Here is a 25,553-nt window from a genome sequence, read left to right as displayed (position 1 = left end):
CCTTTCGCGTCCGCCGTGGGTCGTGGCGCTACTACGCCTCGAGGACCACCGGGATGATCATCGGCTTGCGGCGCAGCTTGCGGTTGACCCACGTGCCCACTACGCGCCGGACAACCTGCTGGAGCTGGTGCGTGGTGTGGTCCGTGCGGTTGAGCACGGCTTCCTCCAGCGCGGCGTTGATCTTGGGAATGATTTCGTCAAAGACTGAATCGTCCTCGGCTACGCCGCGGGCGTGGATTTCCGGTCCCGAGACCACCTTGCCGGTGGCGCGATGGATGACCGTGATGATGGAAATGAATCCCTCGTCCCCGAGCGTCTGGCGGTCCTTGAGGTCAGCTTCGGTGACCTCGCCGACGCTGGAGCCGTCCACGTAGACGAAGCCCACTTCGACCTGGCCCACCACGTCGGCGCGGTGATCCCTGAGGTCGATGACGGTGCCGTTGTCCGCAAGGATCACGCTGGCTTCCGGCACACCGGACTCGATGGCGATCTTGCCGTTGGCGATCAGGTGGCGGGTCTCGCCGTGAACGGGCATGGCATTGAGCGGCTCAAGGATGTTGTAGCAGTACAGCAGCTCACCGGCAGCTGCGTGGCCGGAGACGTGCACCTTGGCGTTGCCCTTGTGGATGACGTCCGCGCCGAGCTTCAGCAGGCCGTTGATGATCCGGAACACCGCGTTCTCGTTGCCCGGAATCAGGCTGGAGGCAAGGATCACGGTGTCGCCGTCGCCGACCACCACGCGATGGTCGCCGTTGGCCATGCGGGAGAGCGCAGCCATCGGCTCGCCCTGCGAGCCAGTGGACATGAGCACCACGCGGTTGTCCGGAAGGTTGTCGATGTTCTTGATGTCCACGACGAGGCCGGGGGGCACGTCGAGGTAGCCGAGCTTTTCCGCGATGGCCATGTTGCGCACCATGGAGCGGCCAACGAATGCCACCTTCCGGTTGTGCTTGCCGGCGGCGTCGAGGACCTGCTGGACGCGGTGGACGTGCGAGGAGAAGGAAGCGACGATGATCCGCTTGGTGGCCTGGCCGAAGAGCCGTTCCAGGGTGGGCCCGATCTCCTTTTCGGCAGTGGTGAAGCCGGGCACGTCAGCGTTGGTCGAATCCGACATAAAGAGGTCCACGCCCTCTTCGCCCAGCTTGGCAAAGTGGCGGAGGTCGGTGATCCGGCCGTCAAGGGGCAACTGGTCCATCTTGAAGTCGCCCGTATGCAGGACAGTGCCGGCGGCGGTGCGGATGAAGACTGCCAGGGCGTCGGGGATGGAGTGGTTGACGGCGACGAATTCGCACTCGAAGGGGCCGAACTTTTCAACCTGGCCCTCTTCAACGGTCAGGGTGTACGGACGGATCCGGTGTTCCTGCAGCTTGGCCTCGATCAGGGCAAGCGTCAGCTGCGAACCCACCAGCGGGATGTCGGCACGGAGCCGCAGGAGGTAGGGAACAGCGCCGATATGGTCCTCGTGACCGTGGGTCAGGATCACGGCCGCGATATCGTCCAGCCGGTCCTCGATGTAGGAGAAATCGGGCAGGATCAGGTCGACGCCAGGCTGGGTCTCCTCAGGGAAGAGGACACCGCAGTCGACGATGAGCAGCTTCCCGTCGATCTCGAAGACGGCCATGTTCCGGCCGATCTCCCCCAGCCCGCCAAGCGGGACAATGCGAAGGGTGCCTTGCGGCAGGCGTGGGGGCGTGACAAGGCCGGGAAGGGCGGTTTGGGTCATAGTGCACTACTTTCCAGGCGGAAGGGTGCTGGTCTTAGCCCTCAGGAAAAGACCAGCCCCGCTTCCGCCAAGTCCTCGCGGATGGTTTCGATCTCGGCTTCGTCCGGCTCCACGAGGGGCAAACGGACAATCGAGTTGGGCAGGACTCCCTGCCATTTAAGAATTTGTTTGGCTGCGACGGCGCCTTGGACGCGGGTCATCGTGGCCCGGACCACGGGCAGCAGCTCGAAGTTGATCTTGCGGGCGGTTTCCATGTCGTTCGCGTTGACAGCGTCGATCAGATCACGGAAGCGCCGGGTGGCAACATGCGTTGTCACACCCACCAGTCCGACGGCGCCCAGGGCCATCCAGGGCAGGATGAGTCCGTCATCTCCCGAGTAGAAGTCCAGATCCGTTTCTGCCATGACGCGGCTGGCCGCCATGAAATCCGCTTTGGCATCCTTGACCGCGACGATGTTCGGGTGCTGCGCCAGCCGGATCATGGTTTCGGGCTCGATGGGGATGGAGGACCGCCCGGGAATGTCATAGAGCATGACCGGCACGTCCGTGGACGATGCGACCGTTTCAAAGTGTGCCCGGACGCCGGCCTGGCTGGGCTTGTTGTAGTAAGGCGTGACGAGCAGCAGACCGTCGACGCCAAGCGCGGCCGCCTGTTGGGAGAGGTGCACCGAGTGCGCGGTGTCGTTGGTACCGGTACCGGCAATAATGGCGGCCCGATCCCCTACGGCCTCCATGACGGCGCGGAACATGCCAAGGTTTTCCTCATCCGACAGGGTGGAGGTTTCCCCGGTGGTGCCGGTGACGACGAGGCCGTCGCAGCCGTCGTCCACAAGCTTGGTGGCCAGCTCCGCCGCCTGCCGATAGTCCACGGTGCCGTCCTTGGTGAAGGGCGTGACCATGGCGGTGAGGAGCGTACCAAGGGCAGGGATGGTGGCGGATTTGTGAGGCATGGAAAAAACGTTACCCTGTCAGCCGCCGGTTAGGACAATGACGCAGGGGTGATACGCGTCAAATAGCTGCCGGCATCAGCGCAATCTGCGTAAAGCCCCGCGCTGCAGAACCGCAGTGACTACCTCTGTTCCGACCCCCACCGCATGTTCCATCCGGTGCCCGTCGGGCCCCCAGAACCCGCTCAGCCCGCAGGAACGCCCTAACGGAGTGTCTCCGCCCAGGTTCGCCAGAACGCCGAACATCCGGTGCTCCATGGCCCTGGCGCCCAGGTGCAGGGGAAGCCGCTTGTCGTCCTCCGTGGTGTAGACGGCAGAGACCGCATAGACGTCGGCCCCGGCCAGCGCCGCCTCGGTGGAGTGCGCCGGGACTGAAAGGTCGGCCCCAATGGCCAGCGCAGCCGTCCAGCCATCCACTTCGATGAGGAGGGCACCGTCGCCTTCGGTAAAGAGGTCCTTTTCCGGCCCCTGCAGGTGCGTCTTAAACCCGAAATCGATGGAACCGCCCGGGTGGATGGCAAGGCCCGCCAGCCGGGGCGTGCCGTCAGGTTCGCGGTACGCAGCCCCGGCCACCGCAGTGATCCCTGTCCTTCGGCAGATTTCACGGAGATCACCCAGCCGGGCATCATCGGGCCGGAGCCAGGCTTCGTCGGCGGACAGCAACGCCAGGTTGTAGCCGGTGAGGGACAGTTCCGGAAAGACCACCAGCCTCGCGCCGTGCGATTCGGCATCTTCGATCAGCCGGACATGTTCCTCAACATTCGGCGCGATGCCGCCAGCCAGGGCCTGGTACTGGATGGCGGAAATGGTCAGTGCGTCGGTCACCCCTTCATCCTAGGCAACCGCCCTGCAGGCGCGCATCAGGCAGCGTTGACCTCCCGCGCCCGCCAGGCTGGCAATACCTCTCCACCGCAGCCTCGCGCAGCCCTTCGGCCCAGGCCGCCAGCCGCTGAGCGGACCGGACATAGTGAAACAGCTCCGTGGGCGTGAGCGCATCAAGGTCGGTTTCGCCCAACCGGCGTGCCAGCTCGGCTCCCGGTGGCTGTGCGGTCAGGGAAATGCCTTCCTCCTGCCACTGGATGTCTTCCGCAGAACGTCCTGCCACGAGTTGGCGGAAGAGGAAGTCCACCACCCCCGGGCTCATGGCCTTCATCAGCCCCGTCGGCGGAGCCGCGCCCGCGTCAGATCCGGGTACCGGGTGGCCGCCACAAGCTGGAGGTTCCGGGAACTGCTGCGGCTCAAATGGAGTGTGCATAGCGCCCATGTTATTCGAACATATATTCGAATACAAGTGCCTGCCGGGCCGTTTTTGTCCCGGCCGGGCCCGTTGGTGGCCTGTTGACTGGGGGCGGAAGGTTCGATGTGAGAACATCGCCTGATGACGTCCCGAGCCACAGCAAGACCCTCTCGGGCGCGACGGCCCTCCTCCCCTGCCAGCCGGCTCCGGGGAATCGACGCTGCCCGGGGCCTTGCGCTCCTCGGCATGATGGCCACGCATCTGTTGCCCACGTTCGAGCCCAACGCAGACCTCACGCCCACCTGGATCGGCCTGACGTTCTCCGGCCGTGCGGCCGCTCTTTTCGCCGTACTCGCGGGCATCGGACTGGCACTCTCCACCGGCAGGCAGGTGCCGCCGGAGGCTACCGCCCTCAACGCTGCCCGCCGCGGCGTAACCCTGCGCGCGCTGCTGATTGCCGCCGTCGGACTCTCCCTCGGCGGACTGGAAGTCAACGTTGCCATCATCCTGGTCCACTACGCGCTGCTGTTTCTGTGCGTCCTGCCGTTCCTGGGACTGAAACTGAAAGCACTCTGTGCCTGGGCGGCGGGCTGGCTGGTGCTCTCACCCGTGCTCGCCTACCTGCTCCGCCCCTGGCTGATGGCGGCTGAACCGCCCCTTCACCTGGGCCGCAACCCGTCCTGGGAGGACCTGTCCACCCCGCTCCCGCTCCTGGGTGAGCTGTTCCTGACCGGCTATTACCCCGTCTTCCAATGGTTGGCCTATCTGCTGGTCGGCCTGGTGATTGGCCGGCTGGCACTGACCAAGGCCATAGTGCAGATCCTGTTGCTGACCGGCGGCACAGCCGTGGCCGCCCTGGCCAAGGGGCTGGGGACGGCGGCCATGGAGAACTGGGGCGGCCGGGCCGCGCTGGAGCAGGTGCTGAACTCCCCCGGCTACCCGCTGGACAGCGTGCTCCAGGTCAACCTCACGGGAATCCGGCAGGAAGGATCGTGGTGGTGGCTGGCCTCCGCTGCACCGCATTCCGCCACACCCCTGGACCTGGCACACACCTCAGGGGTGGCTGCGGCGGTGGTGGGCGCGTGCCTCCTCCTCGGCAGACTGGCGGAGTGGCTGGACCTGGACCTCCTGCTGCCACTGCGGGGAGCGGGCGCCATGACCCTGACGCTCTACTCGGTGCACATCTGGGTGGTGTCGGCGTCTTACCTGAAGCCGCTGCCGGCCGGCTGGACCCAGGACGGTATGTTCTTTGCGCACGCCGCGCTGGCCATCATGGTGGGAACGGCTTTTGTCCTCCTGAAGTGGCGGGGGCCGCTGGAATACGCGGGCCACGCGGCCAACCAGCTTGGCCACAACGGACGGATAGGTGCCGTCTAGGCCGGAACGTTGCCGCGGAAGAGGCGGCCGGCGTCCCGCATGGAGGCGCGGGCGCGTTTCCGGTCCCCGGCGGCGTCGTAGGCGCAGCTGAGGCGGAACCAGGAGCGCCAGTCGTCGGGTGCGGCTTCGGCTTCGGCCTTGTACTTCTCGAATTCCTGGTCAGCGGCCGCCCGGATAATACGGCCCGCGGGAGTCCGGGGAAGGTCGTCCACGGGCAGCCCGCCCTCGGCTTCCAGGATGCGGGCCATCTTCTCGGTGCGGGCCCCGAACATGAGCTCCCGGATCAGCGCCCAGGCGCCGACGATTGGCAGCACCAGATACGCGGCTCCGATTGCTTTGGCGGCGAGGTTGTTGTCCGTAAGCAGCAGGATGGAGCGCTGGAACGAAACCACAAGGTAGAAGACCAAAAGGAGCGTAACGGCCCCCACCCAGATCTTGGTGCGGTTCGTCCGGAATGCAGCGAGGAAAGCGCCCACGGCCTAGAGTCCCAGGTCCAGGTAGCCGTCCAGGCCCACCGTCAGGCCCGGATGTGCCGCGACGTTGCGGACTCCCAGCAGCACGCCGGGCATAAAAGAGGCACGGTCAAAGGAGTCGTGCCGGATGGTCAGCTGCTCTCCCGGGCCGCCGAGCAGGACCTCCTGGTGGGCCACGAGCCCGCGCAGCCTGACGCTGTGGACGCGCACTCCGTCGACGTCGCAGCCGCGCGCGCCGGCGAGTTCGCTGGTGGTTGCGTCCGGGCTGGCGGGCACGTTAGCCGCTGTTCGTTCCGCGGCAATAAGTTGTGCGGTGCGGACGGCGGTTCCGGAGGGTGCATCCACTTTCTCGGGATGGTGCAGTTCGACGATTTCCACGGATTCAAAGTAGCGGGCGGCTTTCGCGGCGAATGCCGAGGCGAGTACTGACCCGAGGGCAAAGTTGGGCGCGATCAGTACGCCGGTTTCCGGGTGCTCCGCGAGGAGGGCTTCGAGGGCGGCGAGCCGGGCGGCATCCCATCCCGTGGTTCCCACCACCGCGTGCATGCCGTGCTCGACGGCGTAACGCACGTTCGCTTCGGTGCTTTCAGGAACGGTGAGGTCCACGACGTATTCGGCTCCGGCAGCGGCCAGCTGATCCAGCGAATCGCCACGCCCCAGGGCGGCTACGAGGGTCAGATCGGTGGCGGCTTCGACGGCCTTGACGGCTTCGGCGCCCATGCGCCCGTTGGCGCCAAGGACAGCCACCCGGCCGGGAGCGGAATGTTGTTCGGTCATGCCGTTAACCCTACCGTCGGGCCGGGTACGGGACAGAATCAATGCCGCCCCGAGGCAGCCGGCCCTAGGCAACCGCCCTACGCAAGCGGCAGAGTCAGCCGCCCGCGCCCACCCACTCGACGGTGCCGTCCGTGAAGAACTGTTCCTTCCAAATGGGAACCTGGTCCTTGATCCGGTCCACCAGTTCGGAGCACACGGCAAACGCCTGGCCGCGGTGGGCGGCTGAGACGGCACAGACCAGCGCAGGGTCACCAATTTCCAGCATGCCGATGCGGTGCGCGGCCCAGATCCGGACGGGCTGCGTGCCGGGTTCGCCTGCGGAGTGCTCGGCAACCAGCCGGGCGACGACGTCGGCCATCACCTGGTGCGCCGTGGGGTGCGCGCTGTAACTTAAGCGCTCAACGGGCCGGCCGCCGTCGTGATTCCTGACCACTCCGCTGAAGCTGACAACAGCCCCGGCGGTGTCCGACTCGACGGCGGCGATGGCCTGGTCCACGGAGATCGGCTCCGCACTCAATACGGCGTGGACCACTTCGAAAACTGATTCAGTGCCCATTGCGGCCCTCCAACTGGTCACACAGGTGCCCGATCACGGGATCCAGGACGGAAAGCCCGTCCATCACGCCCTTGGGCGAACCTGGCAGGTTGACGATGAACGTGCCGCCGGCAGCGCCCGCATAACCGCGGCTCAGCGCGGCAAGCGGCGTTTTGGCCGCCCCCGCCCGCCTGATGGCCTCCATGATGCCCGGGATCTCCCGGTCCAGCAGGGGCAGGGTCATGTCCGGCGTCCGGTCATCGGGGCTGAGCCCGGTGCCGCCGCTGGTAATAACGACGGCGGGGTGCTGGGTGAGGAGCGCCCGGATGGCCGCGCCTACGGGCTCACCATCCGGCACCACCATGGCGGGGTAGGCCTCGAAGCCGTGTTCCGTCAGCCAGTCAATGATCACCGGGCCGGTCTCATCCTCGTACAGGCCGGCCGCGGCCCGGGTGGAGGCGATGACAACCCCGGCCCTCCGGCCCTGCACGTCGCCGTGAGTGTGGTTCGCGTGCGGATGCGGCTCAGGTGCCTGCGGCTCCGTCACGAGGGTGCCATCGGTGTTTTCGGTGCTACCGGTGCTTGCGTTCATAGTGTCCAGTCCCCGCTCTTGCCGCCGCTTTTCGCCAGCACTTTGATGTCTGTCAGTACTGCATGCTTGTCCACGGCCTTGATCATGTCGTAAACACTGAGCGCGGCGACGGACGCCGCCGTCAGCGCCTCCATTTCGACTCCCGTGACACCGCGGGTCTTGACCGTGGCAAGGATGCCCACGGATTCCGGGCCGAGCTCGAAGTCGACGGTGACCTTGGAGAGGGGCAGCGGGTGGCAGAGCGGAACGAGTTCCGGGGTCTTCTTGGCGGCCATGATCCCGGCTACCCGTGCCACGGCGAGGGCGTCACCCTTGGGCAGGCCGCCGGAGCCGAGCAGGCCCAGCACTTCACGGGTGGTGCGGACGGTGGCCGTGGCGGTGGCTTCCCGGGTGGTTTCGGCCTTGTTGGACACGTCCACCATCTGGGCGCTGCCGTCCTGGCGAAGATGGGTCAGTGCCGACGGGCTTTGTTCTGGATTCACGACATCCATACTTCCACCTCGTCGCCCTCTGCGAGCGCCGAGACTCCCACCGGGACATGAACGAGCGCATTGGAGCCCGCCAGGGCATGCATGAGGTGGGAGCTGTCCCCACCCTCCAGACGGACGGTGCCGTCACTGCGGAAGCTTCCCCGCCGGACCTGGTGTTTGTGTTCCGGTGACGTGAGGCCGTGCGCCAGCCGCGCCGGAAGCGAGATCCGGCGGGTGGGTGAGCCAAACATGTCGGACAGCACCGGCCGCAGGAACATTTCAAAGGACACCAGGCAGCTCACCGGGTTTCCGGGGAATCCCAGGAAGGGGACGCCCTCGAATTGGCCAATGCCCTGCGGACCGCCGGGCTGCATGGCCACGTGCACAAACTCGGCCGGCTGCCCGTCCATCGCCTGCCGGACCACTTCGTAGGCTCCCTTGCTGACCCCGCCGGTGGTGACGATCAGGTCCACGGCTCCGATGTGGCTGCGCAGCAGGGCCCGGAGTTCTTCCGGCCGGTCGGAGGAGATGGCCGTACGCACCACGGTCAGCCCGGCCTGGCGCATGGCGCTTTCGAGGAGGGTGCCGTTGGAGTCGTAGATCTTCCCTGCCGGCAGGGGACGCCCTGGCTCAACCACTTCGTCCCCGGTGGTGGCCAGCAGAACCGTGAGTGTCCGGTGTACCGTCACTTCCCCAATGCCGAGGGCCGCGAGCAGTCCCAGCTGCGCCGGCCCCAGGAACGTTCCGGCCGCCAGCGCACGCTCCCCCGCCGCAATGTCGCTGCCTGCGGCGCGCACGAAGGTTCCCTCCGCCGTCGCGGGCAACCACACCGTGCTCCTCACCCCGGGAGCCGGGAACCGGTCCGGAGCCGCACGTTCCACGGGCACGACGGCGTCGGCCCCGGAAGGGATCACGGCACCGGTCATGATGGGGGCGGCGCAGCCGCGGTCAAGGGCTGCGGGTGTGGCACCAGCCGGAACGGGGTCAACCACCCTGAGCTCCGCCCCGCCGTCGGGCAGGTCTGCGCTGTTGATGGCGAAGCCGTCCATTTGGGAGTTCGCGAACGGCGGGAGGCTCAGGGGCGCGGCCAGGTCCTGGGCGAGCCCCCTGCCCAGCGCGTCACGGAGCGGCAAGGACTCGGTCTTGCCCTCGGCCAGCAGCGGCGCAAGCAGTTCGGTGACCGCGTCGCGGTGCCGGGCAACGGACCGTGCCTGGTGCGGGGCGCCGCCGTTTGGGGCACCGCCGTGCGGGTGCGGGGGGCTGTGCATGATCCTGCCTTCGGTGGACGCCGTCATGGATTCACGTCAACTCTAATGGTGTGGAAGCCGGTGGCCCCGTCCGGCACAACCGGCCGGGGTTCCTCAGCCTGCGGGTCACCGTTGTTATCCGTGGCGCGGACCTGGACCTCGTACTGGCCGGGAGTCAGGTCGATGCCCAGCTGCCACTGGTACCAGGTATCCAGGGAGATGCCAGGGGCGAGGTCGGCCTGCTGCCACGGGCCGCGGTTGACACGCAGCTCCACTTTGGCGATGCCCCTGTGCTGCGCCCAGGCCACACCCCCGAACATCACCCGGCCCGCCCGCACTCCCCTGCCGCTGCGCGGTACATCGATCCGGGATGCTGTCTTGATCGGGCCGCGTTCGGACCAGCCGCGGGGTGTCCAATAGCCTTCGTCGTTGGCGAACCTGGTTACTTTGAGTTCCGTAAGCCATTTGGTGGCCGAGACATAGCCGTAGAGGCCGGGCACCATCATCCGCACCGGGAAACCGTGTTCCAGCGGCAGTGGCTCGCCGTTCATTCCCACTGCGAGCATGGCGTCCCTGTCATCGGTGAGGACTTCCAGCGGGGTGCCGGCCGTCCAGCCGTCGGAACTTCGGGACAGCACCATGTCCGCACCGGGTTGCGGGCGTGCCATGGCGAGCAGTTCCCGCACCGGCCACCCAAGCCAGCGGGCGTTGCCGATCAGGTCCCCGCCCACTTCGTTGGACACGCAGGCGATGGTGACATGCCGTTCAATCAATGGTTTGGCCAGCAGGCCGGCCAGGTTGAGTTCGATCTCCTGGTCTACCATCCCCGTGACGCGCAGGGTCCACGTCGAGGGGTCAATGACCGGGACGATCAGGGCGGTGTCGATGCGGTAGAAATCCCTGCTTGGCGTCACCAGTGGAACCATGCCGCCCAGACCCACCTGAGCACCCGCCGGAATCGCCGGCGCTGCAGAAGCCGGAGCGGGCAGTTTCAGCTTCTCCCGGGCGGTGCTGATGCCCGCGGCCGCGCCACGCCAAACGCCGGCAACGAGCCCGCCGACGGATGTCACCGCTGCCGTGGCGGCCAGGGCCTGCAGGAACGTGCGTCGCCCGGTGCCGCGCGCTTCCTCCGGGGCCAGACTGTCAGCTGAAGAGTCCTCGTGAAGCCTGCGGATAAGGAATCGCAACAGGAGTACGCCGGCAGCCGCTGCGGCCAGCGGCACCGGCACGGCACCGGGAGTCAGCTGTGCGCGGGACAGGACGGCGGCGAGCCCCACCAGCCCAAAGACGGCAATCACGGCTGCCCCGGCAAATCGTTTGCGTTGCTCCAGGACTCCTGCGACAGCGCCGACGGTCGAGATGACGATCAGCATGCCCGTGACGAAGACGGCTTTGTCGGACGTGCCAAACAGACTGACGGCCCACTCCTTCACCCCCGGCGGAAGGGCGTCGATCAAAGCCCCGCCCACTGCCGTCAGCGGTGACAGGGAGGGGCTCAGCGCTCCGGCGAGCAGCTCGCCGGCCACCACGGCCGCCACCGCGGATACCAGGCCCGCCGCACCTGCCCGGCGCCGGCTGCCTCGAGCGGAACGGGGGCTGCCGGGCCGCATTCCGAAGTTCACGCCGTCGTCGGCCGTTTCCTGCGGTGGCTGTGACCTCTTCACTCCTCCAGCATAGGTTCGCGGCGGCCGTGCGGCACCGGAGTCTGCTGCATATCGGAGCAGGGGTGGCGGCCGCGTTCCCGACGCCGCAATCGAGCGCCGGCGACACGGACGTGATGCTCGGGCCTCCGGTGGCGTAGCCTGAATTCATGAGCGTTCAGCTAGGCATGCCAGAACCCCGGGACGGTACTGGCCCCGGCCTGCCGCCCGCCCGGCCGGCGGACGCGCCGGCGGGGCTCGCTGACCGGTTTGGCCGCCGCGCCACCGATATGCGGTTATCGCTGACGGACAAGTGCAATCTGCGCTGTACCTACTGCATGCCGGCCGAAGGTCTTGAGTGGCTCGCCAAGCAGGCTGTGATGACCGCCGACGAGATCGTACGGATTGTCCGGATCGGCGTGGAGCTGCTAGGTGTCCGGGAACTTCGGCTGACGGGCGGGGAGCCGTTGGTCAGGGCGGACCTGGTGGATATCATCGCCGCGCTCCGGAGCAACCATCCGGACCTGCCGATCTCCATGACCACCAACGGGGTGGGGCTGGATAAGAAAGCCGCGGCGCTTAAGGCTGCGGGCCTCACCCGCATCAACGTGTCCCTGGACTCGCTCCATGAAGAGACGTTCACCAAACTCACCCGCCGCCCGTTCCTGGACCGCGTGCTCGCCGGAGTGGACGCCGCGTGGGCAGCGGGGCTGGGCCCCGTCAAGCTCAACGCCGTCCTGATGCGCGGCATCAACGATGCGGAATCCCCGGCCCTGCTCGCCTGGGCGCTGGACCGCGGCTATGAGCTGCGCTTTATCGAACAGATGCCACTGGACGCCGACCATGGCTGGACCCGCCGGAACATGATCACGGCGGCTGAAATCCGTTCGCTGCTGTCCGTGGACTACGTCCTGAGCCCGGACCCGCGCGCCCGGGACGGCGCCCCCGCCGAGCGGTTTGAAGTACGACGCCGGGTGGCTGGTGTTGCGGGTCCGGTTGATTCTGGTTCGGAGCAGCTTGGCGCTGAGGGTCCGGTGCTGGGTACCGTGGGGATCATCGCCTCAGTTACCGAGCCGTTCTGCGCGGACTGCCGGCGTACCCGGATCACCGCCGAGGGCAAGATCATGAGTTGCCTGTTCTCGCGGGAAGAGTTCGATTTGCTTGGTCTTCTTCGCCAGGGGGCCGGCGATGAAGCCTTGGCCGAACGCTGGCAGGACGCCATGTGGGTCAAGCCCAAGGCGCACGGAATGGACCATACGGGTCTCGGTGCGGCGGACTTCGTCCAGCCGGACCGCAGCATGAGCGCCATCGGAGGCTGACTTTCGTGAACGTACGTTACTTCGCTGCCGCGCGCGCCGCCGCCGGTGTGGAAGAAGAGGGTTTCAACCTGGCCCCGGGGGCGACCGTCGCTGACTTGCTGCAGGCTGTCCTGGCCGTGGAACGCGCCGAACCGCCTGTTGGCACCCCGCCCCTGGAACGTCTCCTGGGCCGGAGCAGTTTCCTCCTGAACGAAGTGGCCGTGAGGGACCGCTCCACAGTGTTGAACCCGGGCGACGTCGTGGACGTGTTACCGCCGTTCGCCGGCGGATAAGCGACTCTTCAGGTTATCCACATAGCCGCTTAGCTCCGCGGTTTTTGTCGGACCTGTCTGTGATGCTTGAGGTATGGAGCGCGGAGCGGCGGTGAAGGCGGCAGAGGCATTAGCGGCCTCTGCCTCCGCGCTGGTTGCCTCATTGCGGGCTGAAGAATCGCCCGGCTCCGGTACGGCGGATCCGCTGCGGCAGTCAGCGGATGATTTCCTGGACGGGCTCGCTCAGGTCAGCCGGATTGATGCCCAAGTGGCCGCCGTGCGAATCCATCTGGCTGGACGGTACGTCGGCGCAGCGGAGGCCTTGTTGGGACCTCCTGTGTCGCCGGAGGAGCACACCGCCCAAGAGATGAGTATCGTGGCCGAGGTGTCCTGTGCCCTGACGGTGAGCGAACGCAACGGCAGCGCGCTCCTGGGCGAAGCACACCGCTTGCGTTCTGTTCTGCCGCTGACCCTGGCAGCGCTTGAACTAGGCGCGATTTCGTGGCAGCACGCCCGGGTCGTGGTGGACGAAACCCTCAACCTGGACCCGGCCGCCGCGGCTGCGCTGGAGGCACACTTCCTGGACCCGGACGACCCCAACCCCGCCCGCGGTTGCCCGGCCGGGGAGATGACCCCCGGCCGGTTCCGCGCCAAAGCCCGGACCTGGCGCGAACGCCACCACCCGGACAGCATCGAACAACGCCACACCAAGGGCGTTGCGGACCGGCGGGTGGAGTACTGCCCGGACCGGGACGGGATGGCCTGGATCTCTGCCTACCTGCCCGCCGATCAGGCCTCCGGGATCTGGGCGCGAACCACCGCGGACGCCCGCGCCCTCCAGGGCCCTACCGAGATCCGGACCCTCAGCCAGCTACGCGCCGACGTCCTCGCCGGCTTACTCCTCGCCGCCGACCTTCACACGGACGGGACCACGGATGGGGCAGGTGAGTTGGCCGGCGCCGGAGCGGGGTGTGCTGGCCGGGTTCCGTCACCGAAGGCCCAGGTTCTGGTGACGGTGCCCGTGTTCGCGCTGATGGGCCTCACCGAGGAGCCCGCCACCCTCGACGGGTACGGGCCCATCCCGCCGTCCATGGCCCGCCGGCTGATTGCCGACGGTGCTGAGTCGTTCCACCGCGTCCTGATCGACCCCCGGGACGGAGCGCCCCTGGAGATCGGCCGGACCAGCTACCGGATCACCAAGGCCCTTCGCCAATGGCTCCGGCTTCGGGATGCGAAGTGCCCGTTCCCCGGCTGCAGCAACCAGTCCCTGGACAACGACGCGGACCACGTCCTGGCCTGGGCCGACGGCGGCACCACCGGGATCAGCAATTTGGGTCATCCTTGCCGGCGTCATCACCGGCTCCGGCATACCTCCGCCTGGACACCCACCCAGCCCACGCAGAACGAACCACCCGGCTGGAACTCACCGGCCGGACGCCACTACCAAAGCGAACACCCGGACTGGGAACCACCCCACTGGCCAGAAAAGCAGCCAGAACTCCTGTCCAATGGTGTCGAGTCCGATCTCCTGGACTGCGGCGACCCTGCCCACCAGCCGGGGCAACCGGACGGCCGCGACTTCCCGGACGATCGCTAAAGGCCCCGGCAGACGTCTGCCTGGACGCCCTGAGGAGCTGTGGTTGCCCCAGTTTGCCTCGCCCCTGTTCATAGGGCTGTGCCCAGTGCCATGGCCAGTAGGGCCGCCCGGGTATGCACTGCACAGGCATCAAATATCTGTTTGAACTGATCTTGTACGGTGTAGGTGCTGATTCCCAAGGTTTTAGCCATTGCAACGGTGTCCCTGCCGCCCGCGGCCAACTCCAGCAACTGCCTTTGCCGTGGTGTCAGACCAAAGCTACGGGCGAAAATATCCAGCCGTTCCTCAGGAGGACACGCCTGGATCGTGACCGCCAGCGGAGGCGTCGCCTCCCGATGCGAAGTTGCTGGAGCGGCGGGGCCCATCCGGCTGGCCCTCAGCATGGCCCATCGACCCGCCCCCAAATACACCCGGGACCACGCAGGGTGGCGATCCACTCCCGCCTCCAGAGCCAGTAGTTGGGCGGCGACGTTCAAAACCTCGGCCGGAACATGTTGGTAGGGCTCGGGCCCAGGCTGGAGCAGTCCGAGCCATTCGTCAATGGAAACCGTGCCGCCCAGCACCGCCATGTCCTCGCTGAGGGTCAGGACGCCCTGTTGGGGCAGGTCCACTTTCCGGGTTCCGCCAACATCCGGGGTTCTGCCAACATCCGGGGTTCCGCCAACACCCGGGGTTCCGCCAACGTCCGAAGGGCCGCTCCCTCGCGGACGGCTGTCGTCGGGTGCGTCTGCGGGTGGGGGAACTGGCCCCGCTCTGAAAAACTGTCTGGAAACTGACCGGCGAAGTGCCGGAGTCACTCTGCTGACTGCTGCCGCCACATATCGAACCTCGTCGGCAGTGAAAGCGCCTTGCTCAGCCGTCCGCCACAAATCGAGCCAGCCCCAGTAGCCATATTTGTCGGCGAAGCCCGCATACAAAACGTCCACCACCCCGTAGCGGTTCAGCAAAATATCCCAGACAAGGCTCTGCGAGGGATTGCCGCCAGTTTCACTCAACAGCGTTGTCACCGGCGATCCCCTGCCCGCAAGAGTGGTCCAGCGTCCTACCGTCGTCAGATACTTCAGCCGGATCAGCAGCGGCAGATCCTCCGGGCATGGAATCCGGGCCATGGGGGAAATTCCCGTTCCCGTGGCAGGGTCTGAAAGTGGCCAGACGAAGGCGCTGAAAGGAATGACGCGGCCCAGCTCGGACAGCACACCGGCACGCAGCGCGTGATGGTCCGGAATCAAGTCACCAAGGAGGCTGATCCGTTCCAGGCTCCGCTTCCGGGACGCTCCGGTCATCATTCACTCAGTATGCAGCCAGGACAGCACTCTCCGCGGGAACAGTGCCGACGTGGAACCTCGCTGCCGCTTCCCGGCCAGACCCCCAGATTTCTGGGATGGATCCCTGTGTGACGGACATCTACGGTGAGAAAACCCCTCGAGGAATACACCGGTAACTGCAGGGGCCCGGGAACGCTGCCGCACACCTAAGGAGAGTCTGTTATGTACACCCTTCACATAGAGCACGGGATCAGGGACTTCGGCCTGTGGAAACAGGCCTTCGACCGGGACCCGTTGGACCGGGCAGCCTCCGGGGTGGTCCGCCACAGGATTTCCCGGCCGGTGGACGACTCCCACTACGTCGTGGTGGAGCTTGACTTCGCTAACCTCAACCAGGCCGAGGAAGTGCTGTCGAATCTTCAAACCAAGGTATGGAACTCATCCGCCGCTTCTCCTGCTTTGCACGGGGCCCCGCAGACCCGGATCCTGGAAACCGTGGGCTGAGGCGGCAGCCAGCGTGGGAGGGCACCGGCAGGGCAACACTGAGTCTGCCCGAACAAGCGAGCCGGGTCGGCAGCGTCTCAGGCGCGGCGGCACTCTGAGGTCATGAACGGGATGAAGCCGGCACTATCGCCGAACCGCAGCTCGGCGGTGTGGGTCAGCACTCCGTCGTCCACACGAAAAGTATGGCGGGCCGTTCCCCGGTCGCTGCGGCGCTCCACCCGGAGAACACCGTCCTGCCACATGCACCGCGAGGGCGCCGCGGGCGTTTGGCCGAGGCTGTCCACGTAGTACCAGAGAACGTCGTTATGGTCAGGGTCGACAGTAAACACGCCGTGGCCTTCAAAGTGGCTGCCGTCAGGTTCGGTATGCCGGTAGCTCTGCACCACGGCGTAGCCGCCGGCGGCGCGGGTGTAATTCACCTCAGCCGACGCCGTATGTTCAGGAGCCCACGCGGAAGCTGCAATCCGCGTGGTGCCCCGCCAGCGCCCCAGAAAGTCTTCAAGCACGGCGTGCACAGTGCCGGGCTGAGGATGCGTCATGGCTACATTATGGCGGGCCGCCACCGTTCCCGTTAGCCGCGCAGCGCTCCTTGTCAGAGGCCGAAAGTCTCGGTTTCCTCGAACGGCCCCACGACAGTGACAGTGCGTGGCGCGGCCGCCAGTTCCCGGGCCAGGTCCTGGACCTCCTGAACGGTGACTGACTTGATGAGCCGGAGGGTTTCGTCAATGTCCTGGTACTCACCGGAGACGAGCTCGGCACGGCCCAGGCGGGACATGCGGGAACCGGTGTCCTCGAGGGCCAGGACGATGCCGCCGCAGAGCTGGCCGACGGCTTTGCGGAGTTCGTCATCGGAGATCCCGCCTTCGGCGAGCTTGTCCAGCTCCCGCCCCAGCAGATCCAGCACCTGGCGGACCTTGGACGGGGTGCACCCGGCGTACATCCCGAAGTAGCCGGCGTCTGCGTAGGACGAGGCGAACGAGTAGGTGGAGTAGACAAGCCCGCGCTTCTCGCGGATTTCCTGGAACAGCCGTGAGGACATCCCGCCGCCCAGGACAGCGTTGAGGACACTCATGACATAACGGCGATCATCGGTGGCCACGATGGTGGGACACCCCATGATGATGTTGGCCTGCTCCACGGCACGCTTGACCACGTGCAGCCCGGCAGTGCCAACGATCTCGGCACGCTCGGTGGAACGCCGCTCCACGGGTGCTGCCGTGGACTCAAGGGACCACCCTGCGCTGTGGAGCGCATCCACCACGAGGTTGCAGACGACGTCGTGCTCCAGGCCGCCCGCGGCGGTGATCACCAGCTCGTCCGGGCGGTAGTAGCGCCGGTAATGATCCCAGACCGAGTCACGGGCGACAGCCCGGATCGCGTCCGGGGTGCCACCGATGGGCCGGCCCAGGGGGTGCGTGCCGAGCACGGCGGCAACAAAGTTTTCGTGCGCCACATCTGTGGGGTCGTCGCTGTCCATGGCGATCTCTTCGAGGATGACGTCGCGTTCCTGCTCCATCTCGGCCGGGTCAAGAACGGCCCCGGTGATCATGTCCGCGATCACGTCAATGGCCATCGGCAGGTCGGTGTCCAGCACCCGGGCGAAGTAGCAGGTGCTCTCCTTGGCCGTGGCGGCATTGGACTCTCCGCCCACCTCGTCGAACGCCGAGGCGATTTCCAGGGCGGTCCGGCGCTTGGTGCCCTTGAACAGGAGGTGCTCCAGGAAGTGCGTGGAGCCGTGCTGGCCCGGCGCCTCGTCGCGTGAGCCTACCCCTACCCAAAACCCGATGGTTGCCGAGCGCTGGCCCGGCATCGCTTCGGTGAGTACCCGCACGCCACCGGGCAACACCGAACGCCGGACAACAGAGCCGCCGTCGGAGCCGTGGACCAGGGTATCGCCGGGCTGGTTCTGCTCAAGCGGCAGGGGTACAACAGTCAATTGAAGCCTTTCAGGAGCGGCAGCCGGATCTGGCTGCCATCGTAACAGCGGCGGGGCCGGTGGATCATCCACCGGCCCCGCCGATTCATGCTGAGACGCCGGAGCATGTTACTCGGCGTCAGTGGGCTACTCCGCTTCGACAGCCTCGGCAACGGAAGCGTCAACGCTGTCGCCAGCGCCTTCCTCTTCAGCCACTACGGGAGAAAGCGACAGCTTGCCACGGTCGTCGATCTTGGTGATTTCCACCTGAATCTTCTGGCCGACGGAAACCACGTCATCCACGTTGTCCACGCGCTTGCCGTTGGCGAGCTTGCGCAGTTCGGAGATGTGCAGGAGGCCGTCCTTGCCCGGGGTCAGGGAGATGAAGGCACCGAAGGTGGTGGTCTTGACGACCGTACCCAGGTAACGCTCGCCGATTTCCGGGATCTGCGGGTTGGCAATGGCGTTGATCGCGGAGCGTGCTGCATCTGCAGACGGACCGTTGGTGGCGCCAATGTAGACCGTGCCGTCATCCTCGATGGAGATGTCAGCGCCGGTGTCTTCCTGGATCTGGTTGATCATCTTGCCCTTGGGCCCAATGACCTCGCCGATCTTGTCAACCGGGATCTTGACCGCGATGACGCGCGGCGCGAACTCGGAGAGCTCATCCGGGGTGTCGATCGCGGAGTTGATGACATCCAGGATGTGCAGGCGGGCTTCACGGGCCTGCTTCAGTGCTGCTGCCAGTACGGAAGCGGGGATGCCGTCCAGCTTGGTGTCCAGCTGGATGGCCGTGACGAACTCGGACGTGCCGGCAACCTTGAAGTCCATGTCGCCGAAAGCATCTTCGGCGCCCAGGATGTCAGTGAGGGCTGCGTAGCGGGTCTGGCCGTCAACCTGGTCGGAGACCAGGCCCATGGCGATACCTGCAACAGCTGCCTTCAGCGGCACACCAGCGTTGAGCATGGATAGCGTGGAGGCACAGACTGAACCCATCGACGTCGAACCGTTGGAGCTGAGAGCCTCAGACACCTGGCGGATGGCGTACGGGAACTCCTCGCGGGACGGCAGCACGGGCACGAGGGCGCGTTCTGCCAGGGCACCGTGGCCGATTTCGCGGCGCTTGGGTGAGCCCACGCGGCCGGTCTCACCGGTGGAGTACGGCGGGAAGTTGTAGTTGTGCATGTAGCGCTTGCGCGTGACGGGTGACAGCGAGTCGATCTGCTGTTCCATCTTCAGCATGTTCAGCGTGGTGACGCCCAGGATCTGGGTTTCACCACGCTCGAAGATCGCCGAACCGTGCACGCGGGGCAGAACCTCAACCTCGGCAGTGAGCTGGCGGATGTCCGTCAGGCCACGGCCGTCGATGCGGATCTGGTCCTTGAGGATGCGCTGGCGCACAACCTGCTTGGTGACCGAGCGGAATGCTGCGGACAGCTCCTTCTCGCGGCCCTCGAACTGGCCGGCGAGGGAAGAGGTGACCTCGTCCTTCAGTTCGTCCGATGCGACATCGCGGTCCTGCTTGTCCGCGATCTGGAAGACAGCGGCCAGCTTCTCGGCGGCGGCGGCCTCAACAGCTGAGTAGACGTCGTCCTGGTAGTCCAGGAAGACCGGGAACTCCACGGTGGGCTTGGCAGCGCGAGCAGCCAGGTCAGCCTGTGCGTCGCACAGCGCCTTGATGAACGGCTTGGCAGCCTCGAGGCCCTCGGAGACAACCTCTTCGGTGGGGGCCGTGGCGCCCTGTTCCTTGATGAGGTTCCAGGAGTTGTCGGTCGCTTCGGCTTCGACCATCATGATGGCGACGTCGTCCCCGTCCGGACCGGACACAGTACGGCCGGCTACAACCATGTTGAACACGGACTTCTCAAGCTGGGAGTGCTTGGGGAAGGCAACCCACTGCGAGCCGTTCTCGTCGGCAACGAGGGCAACGCGGACGCCGCCGATGGGGCCGGAGAACGGAAGGCCGGAGAGCTGGGTGGACATGGAGGAGGCGTTGATGGCCACCACGTCGTAGAGCTCGTCGGGGTTGATGGCCAGGACGGTCACCACGATCTGGACCTCGTTGCGCAGGCCCTTGACGAAGGCCGGACGCAGCGGGCGGTCCATGAGGCGGCAAGCCAGGATGGCTTCGGTGGACGGACGGCCTTCACGGCGGAAGAACGAGCCCGGGATGCGGCCGGCGGCGTACATGCGCTCTTCGACGTCAACCGTGAGCGGGAAGAAGTCGAAGCCTTCGCGCGGGTGCTTGCCGGCGGTGGTGGCGGACAGCAGCGCGGTGTCTTCGTCGATGTACACCATTGCTGCGCCGGCTGCCTGCTTGGCAAGTCGGCCGGTTTCAAAGCGGATTACACGCTTGCCAAAGCGGCCATTGTCAATGACTGCTTCTGAGAACTGGATTTCGGGACCCTCCAAGAGAGTCACCTCCGTTTCCTGATTAACGGAGCCCAGCCGCATCAACCCAGGCCAGCATCTGTCTACTGGCCTGCACTGCACCCGGTCATCGATCGAGACCCACGGGCCGGGGCTTCCCTCGTGGAAGCCGTTCCCGGAGATCACTACCGAGGACCGCGAATGCGTGATGCGGTTGATCCTCCTGTTTAGTTTTCTTCTGAAGAAGGCGGCCCGATCCGTAAGGAAAGGGCCGCCCCTAATACCTGACTAGCGACGCAGGCCGAGGCGCTCGATGAGCGCACGGTAGCGGGTGATGTCAGTCTTCTTGAGGTAAGAAAGCATGCGCTTGCGACGACCAACCATGGCCAGCAGACCGCGCTGGGTGTGGTAATCGTGCTTGTGCTCCTTCATGTGCTCAGTCAGATCCTTGATCCGCTGGGTCAGGACTGCAACCTGGACCTCCGGTGAACCGGTATCGCCCTCAGACGTTGCGAAATCCTTGATGATGGACTGCTTTACAGCGACGTCAAGTGCCACAATAACTCCTAGAGATGTGCCGTGAGGCCCGAATCAGTAACTCACTGCCGGGTCTGCCCGCGCAGGAACTCCCTGTAAATCAGGATTTTTCCACGCATGGCAGGAACCAGCCGCCACGGACTGCAGCCAGATCCAACGTTCAGTTTACCGGCAGGGCCACAGACTTGTCGAAACCGCCGCTCCGGCGCAGAAAGTGCGGCGGAACGTACGGACCCCGCGGCGGACAGTTACGGCTGCAGGAGATCCCGCACGGCGGCCATTCCCCGGTGCACCTCGGCGAAGCTGGTGCTCAGCGGCGACAGTCCAATCCGGATGCCGTGGGGTGCCCGGAAATCCGGGATGACATCGCGTTCCCACAGCGCAGCGGTCACGTTCCGGAAGGCCGGATGGTCCAGGGTGACGTGGCTCCCCCGCCGCTCCGGTTCCCGCGGTGTCGCCAGTTCCACCCCCAGCGGTTTGAGCCACGCGTCGAAAAGCTCCACGGCGAACGCGGTCAGTTGCAGCGATTTCCGCCTGATGGCCGCCATGCCGGTTTCCTCGATGAGATCCAGGCTTCCGCGCATGGCCAGCATTCCGAAAATGGCCGGTGTGCCGCTGAGGAAACCCCGGATGCCGGGTGCGGGCTCGTAGCCTGCAGCCATCTCGAACGCGTCCTTGCGCCCCATCCAGCCCCAGATCGGCTGACGGAGACCGGGCAGGTGACGCGCGTTGACATACGCAAAGGCCGGCGAACCCGGTCCTCCGTTGAGGTACTTGTAGGTGCACCCGGCAGCAAAATCCACACCCGCGCCATCGAGGTCCAGTTCCACGGAGCCGGCGGAATGGCAAAGGTCCCAGACCACAAGGGCCCCCGCGCTGTGCGCGATCTCCGTGATGGCCGGCAGATCGGCCAGGAACCCGGAGCGGTACGCCACATGGCTCAAAAGTACGACGGCGGTGGCCGCTCCGGTTGCGTCCCGCACCTGGTCCGGGGTCACCCCTGCCGCCGGATCGGCTTCGATCCACCGGAGGCTCAGTCCTTCCTCGCGGGCGATGCCCTCAACGAGGTAGCGGTCAGTGGGGAAGTTCTCGGTGTCCAGGACGATCTCGGTCCGGGCAGGGTCCGTCACGACAGCCAGGGCGGCACGGATCAGCTTGTAGAGCACCACGGTGGTGGAGTCGGCGATAATGGTCTGGCCCGGCGCGGCGCCGAGCACTGTCCGTCCCAGTTGGTCGCCGATGGCCTGCGGCAGGTCCAGCCATTCCTCGTCCCAGCCGCGGATCAGCCGCCCGCCCCACCCGTCCTGGATGAAGGTGCCGATGTCGTTAACCGTCCTTTTCAGGGGGCGGCCAAGGGAGTTGCCATCGAGGTAGGACAGGTCCGTGTCCGTGCCGATGAACAGGTCGCGGCAGCGGGCCAGCGGGTCCATGCCGTCAAGGTGTTCAGCCCGGGCCAGCAGGGCCGCGGCGTCGTGATTTTCCATCCGCGCATCCGTAGTGCTGCTCATTGGCCGATCTCCGTCCGTACGGCGAAAAGTTCCGGGAAAAAGGTGAGCTCCAAGGCTTTTTGCAGGAACGCGGCGCCACTGGATCCGCCGGTTCCGGATTTCATGCCGATGGTCCGCTGAACCGTACGCAGGTGCCGGAAACGCCACAGCTGGAAGTTGTCTTCAAGGTCGACAAGTTCCTCGCAGGCCTCGTAAGCGCCCCAGTTCTCTGCGGCGTTCTCGTAGATGTGTTTGAAGAGCGGCACCAGTTCGGGGCAGAATTCGTGGGCCTTGGTGACATCCCGCGCCAACACGGTTTGGGGCACGCTGTAGCCCTGCCGGTCGAGGTACGAGAGGAACTCGTCGTAGATGCTGGGTGCGTTGAGCAGTTCCGTCAGCATGGAGTGGGCAGCCGGATCCGATTCGAACACCGGCAGCATCTTGCGGTTCTTGTTGCCGAGGACAAACTCCACGGCGCGGTACTGGCTGGACTGGAAGCCGGAAGAATTCCCCAGGAAGCTTCGGAACTGGGAGTATTCCGTGGGCGTCAGCGTGGCGAGTACTGACCACTGTTCGGTGAGCGTCTTCTGGATGTGTTTCACCCGGGCGATGCCCTTGAGCGCGGAACCAAGATCATCGGCGCGGAGCCGGGCAGCGGCACTGCGGAGCTCGTGCAGCACCAGCTTCAGCCACAGCTCCGTGGTCTGGTGCTGGATGATAAACAGCATTTCGTCGTGGTGCTCAGGCTCGCTGACAGGCTGCTGGGCGCTGAGAAGCGTGGGCAGCTGGAGGTAAGAGGCGTAGCTCATCCGGGAACTGAAATCGCGGACAATTCCTTTGTCCAGCTTGCGGGTGTTCTTCTCTATCGTCACTGCGCTGCCTTTCTCCCTGCTACGGCCTGCCTGTTGCTGCGCCGCCATCCGTGATGGCGGCCCCGGGTCAGCGCTTTGCCAGGAGTTCGTGGGCCTGGATGACGTCCAGCCGCATTTGGTCAACGAGGGCCTCAGGCCCACGGTAAGCCACCATGCCCCGCAGCCGCGCCACAAATTCGACCACTACTGTCTGGCCGTACAGATCGAAGTCCTCCACGTCTTCATTCGGACGGTCAATCACATGGGCCTCGACCTGGCGGCTCACCCCGTCGAACGTGGGGTTGGAGCCCACCGAGATTGCGGCCGGCCAGCGCTTTCCCGCCTGGTCCACCAGCCAGCCTGCGTAGATTCCATCCGCCGGCACAAACCCGCTTGCCTCGTGGGAGAGGTTGGCCGTCGGGAATCCCAGGGCACGTCCGCGGGCAGCGCCGTGCACCACTTCCCCACGCATCCGGTGGGGGCGTCCCAATACTTCTGCAGCGGTGGCGACATCGCCCTCCTGCAAGGCCTCCCGCACCCACGTGGAGGAACAACGGCGGTCTGTGCCGCCGTCGTTATGCAGCGGGTACCCTTCGGAGCCGAACTCGCTGATCACCTGAACGTCGAAGTTGAACTTTTCGCCGAGCTGCTTCATGGTGTCGAGGTCGCCGGAGTTTCCCCGGCCAAACCGCGCGTCGTGGCCAATGACCACGTGGCTGGCGTGGAGGGTGTCCACCAGGACCTGGCCCACAAATTCCTCCGGGGTCAGGCTCGCCAGGTTCAGTGAGTACTTCATCACCAGAATGCCGTCCAGGCCCAGCTCGCCCATGGCCACCAGTTTGTCCTCCAGGCCCATGATCATCTCGGGTGCAGTCTCCGGCCGGTGGATCAGGGCCGGGTGCGGATCAAAGGTGACGGCCACGGCTTTGGTCCCGTGGAGGCGCGCGGACCGGATGAGCTCGGAGAGCACCTGTTGGTGGCCCCGGTGGACGCCGTCGAAGTTGCCGAAAGTGACCACTGAAGAACCAAAGTCCGCCGGGACCTCGGACGGATCGTTCCAGATGTAGACCATCACCCTCGCCTTTTACTGCCTGCACTGACATCTATCCGAACGCGCCGGCGCCGGAACTCTCTAAGATTACCCGCATTCAGCATGCCCTCCTGACGCGGCCCTGGGCCGGCCGGCAGCCGCTATTTCACGCGGCCGTCCCCTAGTGGCAGGCCGGGCGCCGGGACTACGATGCAAGGGCAATCCTCCTATTCCACACCGCGCGTGCCACAAATAACCATGTCCGCGAACCGTCGCGGCGCTGAAGGGGTACCTCATGACCGAGATTCAAGAGCTCCTGAACCAGATTGACGTCAATCAAGTGGCGTCCGTGCTGGGGACCGATCCGGCCTCCGCACAGACCGCCGTGGAAGCGGCGCTGCCCACCCTGCTGGCAGGCATGCACCACAATGCGCAGGCTCCCGACGGCGCCGCCTCGCTTCAATCGGCTCTCGGCCAGCACCAGGACGGCCTGCTGGACGGCGGCGTTGACGTCAGCCAGGTTGATGCGTCCGACGGCGAAAAGATTGTTGGCCACGTGTTTGGCGGCCAGCAGGACCAGGTGGCCGCGCAGCTGGCGGGCACTGCCGGGCTGGGCGGTGTGGGCGGTGACCTTATCCGGAAGGCCTTGCCGATCCTGGCACCGATCGTGATGTCCTACCTCGCCAAGAAGATCTTCGGGCAGGGCGGCAGCGGTCAGGCTGCCCAAACCGGCGGGACGGGGGCCGGAGGAGGACAGGCCGGCGGCATCGACCTGGGCGGCATTTTGGGCGGAATCCTTGGCGCGGGGGCAGGGGCAGGCGGAAGCGCCGGGGCGGGGCAGGGTTCGGTGTTGGACAGCGTCCTGGGCGGGCTGGGCGGCCTTTTCGGCAAGAGATAGGCATCTCACCCAGGAGGAGAAGCTAGTCCCCCGCGACCGTTTCGCCCCTGCCCGGGCGGCGACGGTACAGCCAGATAAGCCCAAGGATCGGGAGAAGCAGCGGAATGAACGCGTAGCCACGGCCGAAGAGCGACCAGACCGTTTCGTGCGGGAAGGCGACAGGATCGAAGACACTCAGGGCGCCCACCACAAGAACTCCGATGAGTTCCACCAGCACGGCGGCCAGCGAGACCTTGAACCAGGTGGTGCCTGCCTTGGCAAGGGAGACGGTGGCCACGAGGTACACCACCGCGGCGAAAGCGGACAGCAGGTAGGCCAGCGGGGCATCCGAGAACTTGGTCAGGATCTGGTAGCCGGCCCGCGCGGTGGCTGAGATGGCAAACACGGCATAGACAGCAATCAAAAGCCGGCCCGGCCCGGTGTTTCGGGTACTGCGGGTATCGGTCCTGGCCGATTCGTGGTTCGGCGTCGCGTCGGGATGAGGAGCTTTCACGTGGCGGGCTTCTTCCAT

26 protein-coding genes are annotated in these 25,553 nt (G+C 65.9%); 6 read left to right on the top strand and 20 right to left on the bottom strand.

What is annotated here, in order from left to right:
* Positions 1-31: 31 nt before the first annotated feature.
* The 4 genes from PY310_RS15965 to PY310_RS15950 form a co-directional block, all read right to left on the bottom strand.
* Positions 32-1,723, bottom strand: coding sequence for a ribonuclease J (locus tag PY310_RS15965; RefSeq protein WP_275215447.1), 1,692 nt, complete (start codon positions 1,721-1,723; stop codon positions 32-34).
* 41 nt (positions 1,724-1,764) lie between these two features.
* Positions 1,765-2,673: a 4-hydroxy-tetrahydrodipicolinate synthase gene (gene dapA, locus PY310_RS15960; RefSeq protein ID WP_275215446.1), complete on the bottom strand. Its 909-nt coding sequence runs from the start codon at positions 2,671-2,673 to the stop codon at positions 1,765-1,767.
* Positions 2,674-2,748: 75 nt separating this feature from the next.
* Positions 2,749-3,495 carry a carbon-nitrogen hydrolase family protein gene (locus PY310_RS15955; protein WP_275215445.1) on the bottom strand — a complete coding sequence of 249 codons (747 nt, stop codon included), beginning with the start codon at positions 3,493-3,495 and terminating at the stop codon, positions 2,749-2,751.
* Between the two features lie 4 nt (positions 3,496-3,499).
* Positions 3,500-3,814: a hypothetical protein gene (locus PY310_RS15950; RefSeq protein ID WP_275215497.1), complete on the bottom strand. Its 315-nt coding sequence runs from the start codon at positions 3,812-3,814 to the stop codon at positions 3,500-3,502.
* Between the two features lie 234 nt (positions 3,815-4,048).
* On the opposite strand from PY310_RS15950, the gene PY310_RS15945 reads away from it, so the two are divergent.
* Positions 4,049-5,284, top strand: a complete 1,236-nt coding sequence (locus tag PY310_RS15945) for a heparan-alpha-glucosaminide N-acetyltransferase domain-containing protein (RefSeq protein WP_275215444.1) — start codon at positions 4,049-4,051, stop codon at positions 5,282-5,284.
* Here the strand turns inward: PY310_RS15945 and PY310_RS15940 are convergent.
* The 7 genes from PY310_RS15940 to PY310_RS15910 all read right to left on the bottom strand — a co-directional run bounded on the left by PY310_RS15940 (position 5,281) and on the right by PY310_RS15910 (position 10,988).
* Positions 5,281-5,760: a hypothetical protein gene (locus PY310_RS15940; RefSeq protein WP_275215443.1), complete on the bottom strand. Its 480-nt coding sequence runs from the start codon at positions 5,758-5,760 to the stop codon at positions 5,281-5,283. The genes PY310_RS15945 and PY310_RS15940 overlap by 4 nt on opposite strands.
* A gap of 3 nt (positions 5,761-5,763) precedes the next feature.
* Positions 5,764-6,534, bottom strand: coding sequence for a 4-hydroxy-tetrahydrodipicolinate reductase (dapB, locus tag PY310_RS15935; protein ID WP_275215441.1), 771 nt, complete (start codon positions 6,532-6,534; stop codon positions 5,764-5,766).
* A gap of 94 nt (positions 6,535-6,628) precedes the next feature.
* Positions 6,629-7,090, bottom strand: a complete 462-nt coding sequence (locus PY310_RS15930) for a molybdenum cofactor biosynthesis protein MoaE (protein ID WP_275215440.1) — start codon at positions 7,088-7,090, stop codon at positions 6,629-6,631.
* Positions 7,080-7,661: a MogA/MoaB family molybdenum cofactor biosynthesis protein gene (locus PY310_RS15925; protein WP_275215439.1), complete on the bottom strand. Its 582-nt coding sequence runs from the start codon at positions 7,659-7,661 to the stop codon at positions 7,080-7,082. The genes PY310_RS15930 and PY310_RS15925 overlap by 11 nt, the downstream gene beginning before the upstream one ends.
* Positions 7,658-8,152 carry a cyclic pyranopterin monophosphate synthase MoaC gene (moaC, locus tag PY310_RS15920; RefSeq protein WP_275215438.1) on the bottom strand — a complete coding sequence of 165 codons (495 nt, stop codon included), beginning with the start codon at positions 8,150-8,152 and terminating at the stop codon, positions 7,658-7,660. Before moaC ends, PY310_RS15925 begins: the two co-directional genes overlap by 4 nt.
* On the bottom strand, positions 8,140-9,399 hold the full coding sequence (locus PY310_RS15915) for a molybdopterin molybdotransferase MoeA (RefSeq protein ID WP_275215496.1): 1,260 nt from the start codon (positions 9,397-9,399) through the stop codon (positions 8,140-8,142). The genes moaC and PY310_RS15915 overlap by 13 nt, the downstream gene beginning before the upstream one ends.
* A gap of 23 nt (positions 9,400-9,422) precedes the next feature.
* Positions 9,423-10,988: a molybdopterin-dependent oxidoreductase gene (locus PY310_RS15910; protein ID WP_275215495.1), complete on the bottom strand. Its 1,566-nt coding sequence runs from the start codon at positions 10,986-10,988 to the stop codon at positions 9,423-9,425.
* 200 nt (positions 10,989-11,188) lie between these two features.
* On the opposite strand from PY310_RS15910, the gene moaA reads away from it, so the two are divergent.
* From moaA to PY310_RS15895, 3 genes are all read left to right on the top strand, one after another.
* Positions 11,189-12,337: a GTP 3',8-cyclase MoaA gene (gene moaA / locus PY310_RS15905; RefSeq protein ID WP_275215437.1), complete on the top strand. Its 1,149-nt coding sequence runs from the start codon at positions 11,189-11,191 to the stop codon at positions 12,335-12,337.
* A 5-nt stretch (positions 12,338-12,342) separates the two neighbouring features.
* Entirely contained in the window at positions 12,343-12,609 is a 267-nt protein-coding gene (locus PY310_RS15900) for a MoaD/ThiS family protein (protein WP_275215436.1), read from the top strand.
* 73 nt (positions 12,610-12,682) lie between these two features.
* Positions 12,683-14,185, top strand: a complete 1,503-nt coding sequence (locus tag PY310_RS15895; RefSeq protein WP_275215435.1) for an HNH endonuclease signature motif containing protein — start codon at positions 12,683-12,685, stop codon at positions 14,183-14,185.
* A gap of 68 nt (positions 14,186-14,253) precedes the next feature.
* Here PY310_RS15895 and PY310_RS15890 read toward each other — a convergent pair whose 3' ends face one another.
* Entirely contained in the window at positions 14,254-15,471 is a 1,218-nt protein-coding gene (locus PY310_RS15890) for a helix-turn-helix transcriptional regulator (protein ID WP_275215434.1), read from the bottom strand.
* Between the two features lie 201 nt (positions 15,472-15,672).
* On the opposite strand from PY310_RS15890, the gene PY310_RS15885 reads away from it, so the two are divergent.
* Positions 15,673-15,954 (top strand): hypothetical protein, encoded by a 282-nt coding sequence (locus tag PY310_RS15885; protein ID WP_275215433.1) that lies wholly within the window; start codon positions 15,673-15,675, stop codon positions 15,952-15,954.
* A gap of 77 nt (positions 15,955-16,031) precedes the next feature.
* On the opposite strand, the gene PY310_RS15880 is transcribed toward PY310_RS15885, so the two are convergent.
* From PY310_RS15880 to PY310_RS15850, 7 genes are all read right to left on the bottom strand, one after another.
* Positions 16,032-16,493: a DUF1579 family protein gene (locus tag PY310_RS15880; protein WP_275215432.1), complete on the bottom strand. Its 462-nt coding sequence runs from the start codon at positions 16,491-16,493 to the stop codon at positions 16,032-16,034.
* Between the two features lie 53 nt (positions 16,494-16,546).
* Positions 16,547-17,890, bottom strand: coding sequence for a M16 family metallopeptidase (locus PY310_RS15875; RefSeq protein WP_275215431.1), 1,344 nt, complete (start codon positions 17,888-17,890; stop codon positions 16,547-16,549).
* 126 nt (positions 17,891-18,016) lie between these two features.
* The gene (locus PY310_RS15870) at positions 18,017-20,281 is read right to left on the bottom strand and encodes a polyribonucleotide nucleotidyltransferase (protein ID WP_275215494.1); all 2,265 of its coding nucleotides are present in this window, start codon (positions 20,279-20,281) and stop codon (positions 18,017-18,019) included.
* Positions 20,282-20,527: 246 nt separating this feature from the next.
* Positions 20,528-20,797 (bottom strand): 30S ribosomal protein S15, encoded by a 270-nt coding sequence (gene rpsO, locus PY310_RS15865; protein WP_275215430.1) that lies wholly within the window; start codon positions 20,795-20,797, stop codon positions 20,528-20,530.
* A 227-nt stretch (positions 20,798-21,024) separates the two neighbouring features.
* Entirely contained in the window at positions 21,025-22,284 is a 1,260-nt protein-coding gene (gene kynU, locus PY310_RS15860; protein WP_275215429.1) for a kynureninase, read from the bottom strand.
* Positions 22,281-23,135, bottom strand: a complete 855-nt coding sequence (kynA, locus tag PY310_RS15855; protein ID WP_275215428.1) for a tryptophan 2,3-dioxygenase — start codon at positions 23,133-23,135, stop codon at positions 22,281-22,283. The genes kynU and kynA overlap by 4 nt, the downstream gene beginning before the upstream one ends.
* 67 nt (positions 23,136-23,202) lie before the next feature.
* Complete coding sequence (locus PY310_RS15850) at positions 23,203-24,186, bottom strand: bifunctional riboflavin kinase/FAD synthetase (RefSeq protein WP_275215427.1); 984 nt, start codon at positions 24,184-24,186, stop codon at positions 23,203-23,205.
* Between the two features lie 253 nt (positions 24,187-24,439).
* Here PY310_RS15850 and PY310_RS15845 point away from each other — a divergent pair, with 253 nt between their 5' ends.
* Complete coding sequence (locus tag PY310_RS15845; protein WP_275215426.1) at positions 24,440-25,042, top strand: DUF937 domain-containing protein; 603 nt, start codon at positions 24,440-24,442, stop codon at positions 25,040-25,042.
* Positions 25,043-25,064: 22 nt separating this feature from the next.
* Here PY310_RS15845 and PY310_RS15840 read toward each other — a convergent pair whose 3' ends face one another.
* Positions 25,065-25,553, bottom strand: a complete 489-nt coding sequence (locus PY310_RS15840) for a hypothetical protein (protein WP_275215425.1) — start codon at positions 25,551-25,553, stop codon at positions 25,065-25,067.

The organism is Pseudarthrobacter naphthalenicus, from assembly GCF_029076445.1.
In the GTDB taxonomy this organism is placed as follows: domain Bacteria; phylum Actinomycetota; class Actinomycetes; order Actinomycetales; family Micrococcaceae; genus Arthrobacter; species Arthrobacter naphthalenicus.
The sequence above is the reverse complement of the archived record's forward strand: the minus strand, read 5'-3'. Positions and strand labels throughout refer to the sequence as shown.

What these genes read in the sequence shown, in the direction of transcription:
- PY310_RS15965 (WP_275215447.1), bottom strand. Translation starts at nt 1,723, where the DNA reads ATGACCCAAACCGCCCTTCCCGGCCTTGTCACGCCCCCACGCCTGCCG.
- dapA (WP_275215446.1), bottom strand. Translation starts at nt 2,673, where the DNA reads ATGCCTCACAAATCCGCCACCATCCCTGCCCTTGGTACGCTCCTCACC.
- PY310_RS15950 (WP_275215497.1), bottom strand. Translation starts at nt 3,814, where the DNA reads ATGAGCCCGGGGGTGGTGGACTTCCTCTTCCGCCAACTCGTGGCAGGA.
- PY310_RS15945 (WP_275215444.1), top strand. Translation starts at nt 4,049, where the DNA reads ATGACGTCCCGAGCCACAGCAAGACCCTCTCGGGCGCGACGGCCCTCC.
- dapB (WP_275215441.1), bottom strand. Translation starts at nt 6,534, where the DNA reads ATGACCGAACAACATTCCGCTCCCGGCCGGGTGGCTGTCCTTGGCGCC.
- PY310_RS15930 (WP_275215440.1), bottom strand. Translation starts at nt 7,090, where the DNA reads ATGGGCACTGAATCAGTTTTCGAAGTGGTCCACGCCGTATTGAGTGCG.
- PY310_RS15925 (WP_275215439.1), bottom strand. Translation starts at nt 7,661, where the DNA reads ATGAACGCAAGCACCGGTAGCACCGAAAACACCGATGGCACCCTCGTG.
- moaC (WP_275215438.1), bottom strand. Translation starts at nt 8,152, where the DNA reads ATGGATGTCGTGAATCCAGAACAAAGCCCGTCGGCACTGACCCATCTT.
- PY310_RS15915 (WP_275215496.1), bottom strand. Translation starts at nt 9,399, where the DNA reads ATGCACAGCCCCCCGCACCCGCACGGCGGTGCCCCAAACGGCGGCGCC.
- PY310_RS15910 (WP_275215495.1), bottom strand. Translation starts at nt 10,988, where the DNA reads ATGCGGCCCGGCAGCCCCCGTTCCGCTCGAGGCAGCCGGCGCCGGGCA.
- moaA (WP_275215437.1), top strand. Translation starts at nt 11,189, where the DNA reads ATGAGCGTTCAGCTAGGCATGCCAGAACCCCGGGACGGTACTGGCCCC.
- PY310_RS15895 (WP_275215435.1), top strand. Translation starts at nt 12,683, where the DNA reads ATGGAGCGCGGAGCGGCGGTGAAGGCGGCAGAGGCATTAGCGGCCTCT.
- PY310_RS15890 (WP_275215434.1), bottom strand. Translation starts at nt 15,471, where the DNA reads ATGATGACCGGAGCGTCCCGGAAGCGGAGCCTGGAACGGATCAGCCTC.
- PY310_RS15885 (WP_275215433.1), top strand. Translation starts at nt 15,673, where the DNA reads ATGTACACCCTTCACATAGAGCACGGGATCAGGGACTTCGGCCTGTGG.
- PY310_RS15880 (WP_275215432.1), bottom strand. Translation starts at nt 16,493, where the DNA reads ATGACGCATCCTCAGCCCGGCACTGTGCACGCCGTGCTTGAAGACTTT.
- kynU (WP_275215429.1), bottom strand. Translation starts at nt 22,284, where the DNA reads ATGAGCAGCACTACGGATGCGCGGATGGAAAATCACGACGCCGCGGCC.
- PY310_RS15850 (WP_275215427.1), bottom strand. Translation starts at nt 24,186, where the DNA reads ATGGTCTACATCTGGAACGATCCGTCCGAGGTCCCGGCGGACTTTGGT.
- PY310_RS15845 (WP_275215426.1), top strand. Translation starts at nt 24,440, where the DNA reads ATGACCGAGATTCAAGAGCTCCTGAACCAGATTGACGTCAATCAAGTG.
- PY310_RS15840 (WP_275215425.1), bottom strand. Translation starts at nt 25,553, where the DNA reads ATGGAAGAAGCCCGCCACGTGAAAGCTCCTCATCCCGACGCGACGCCG.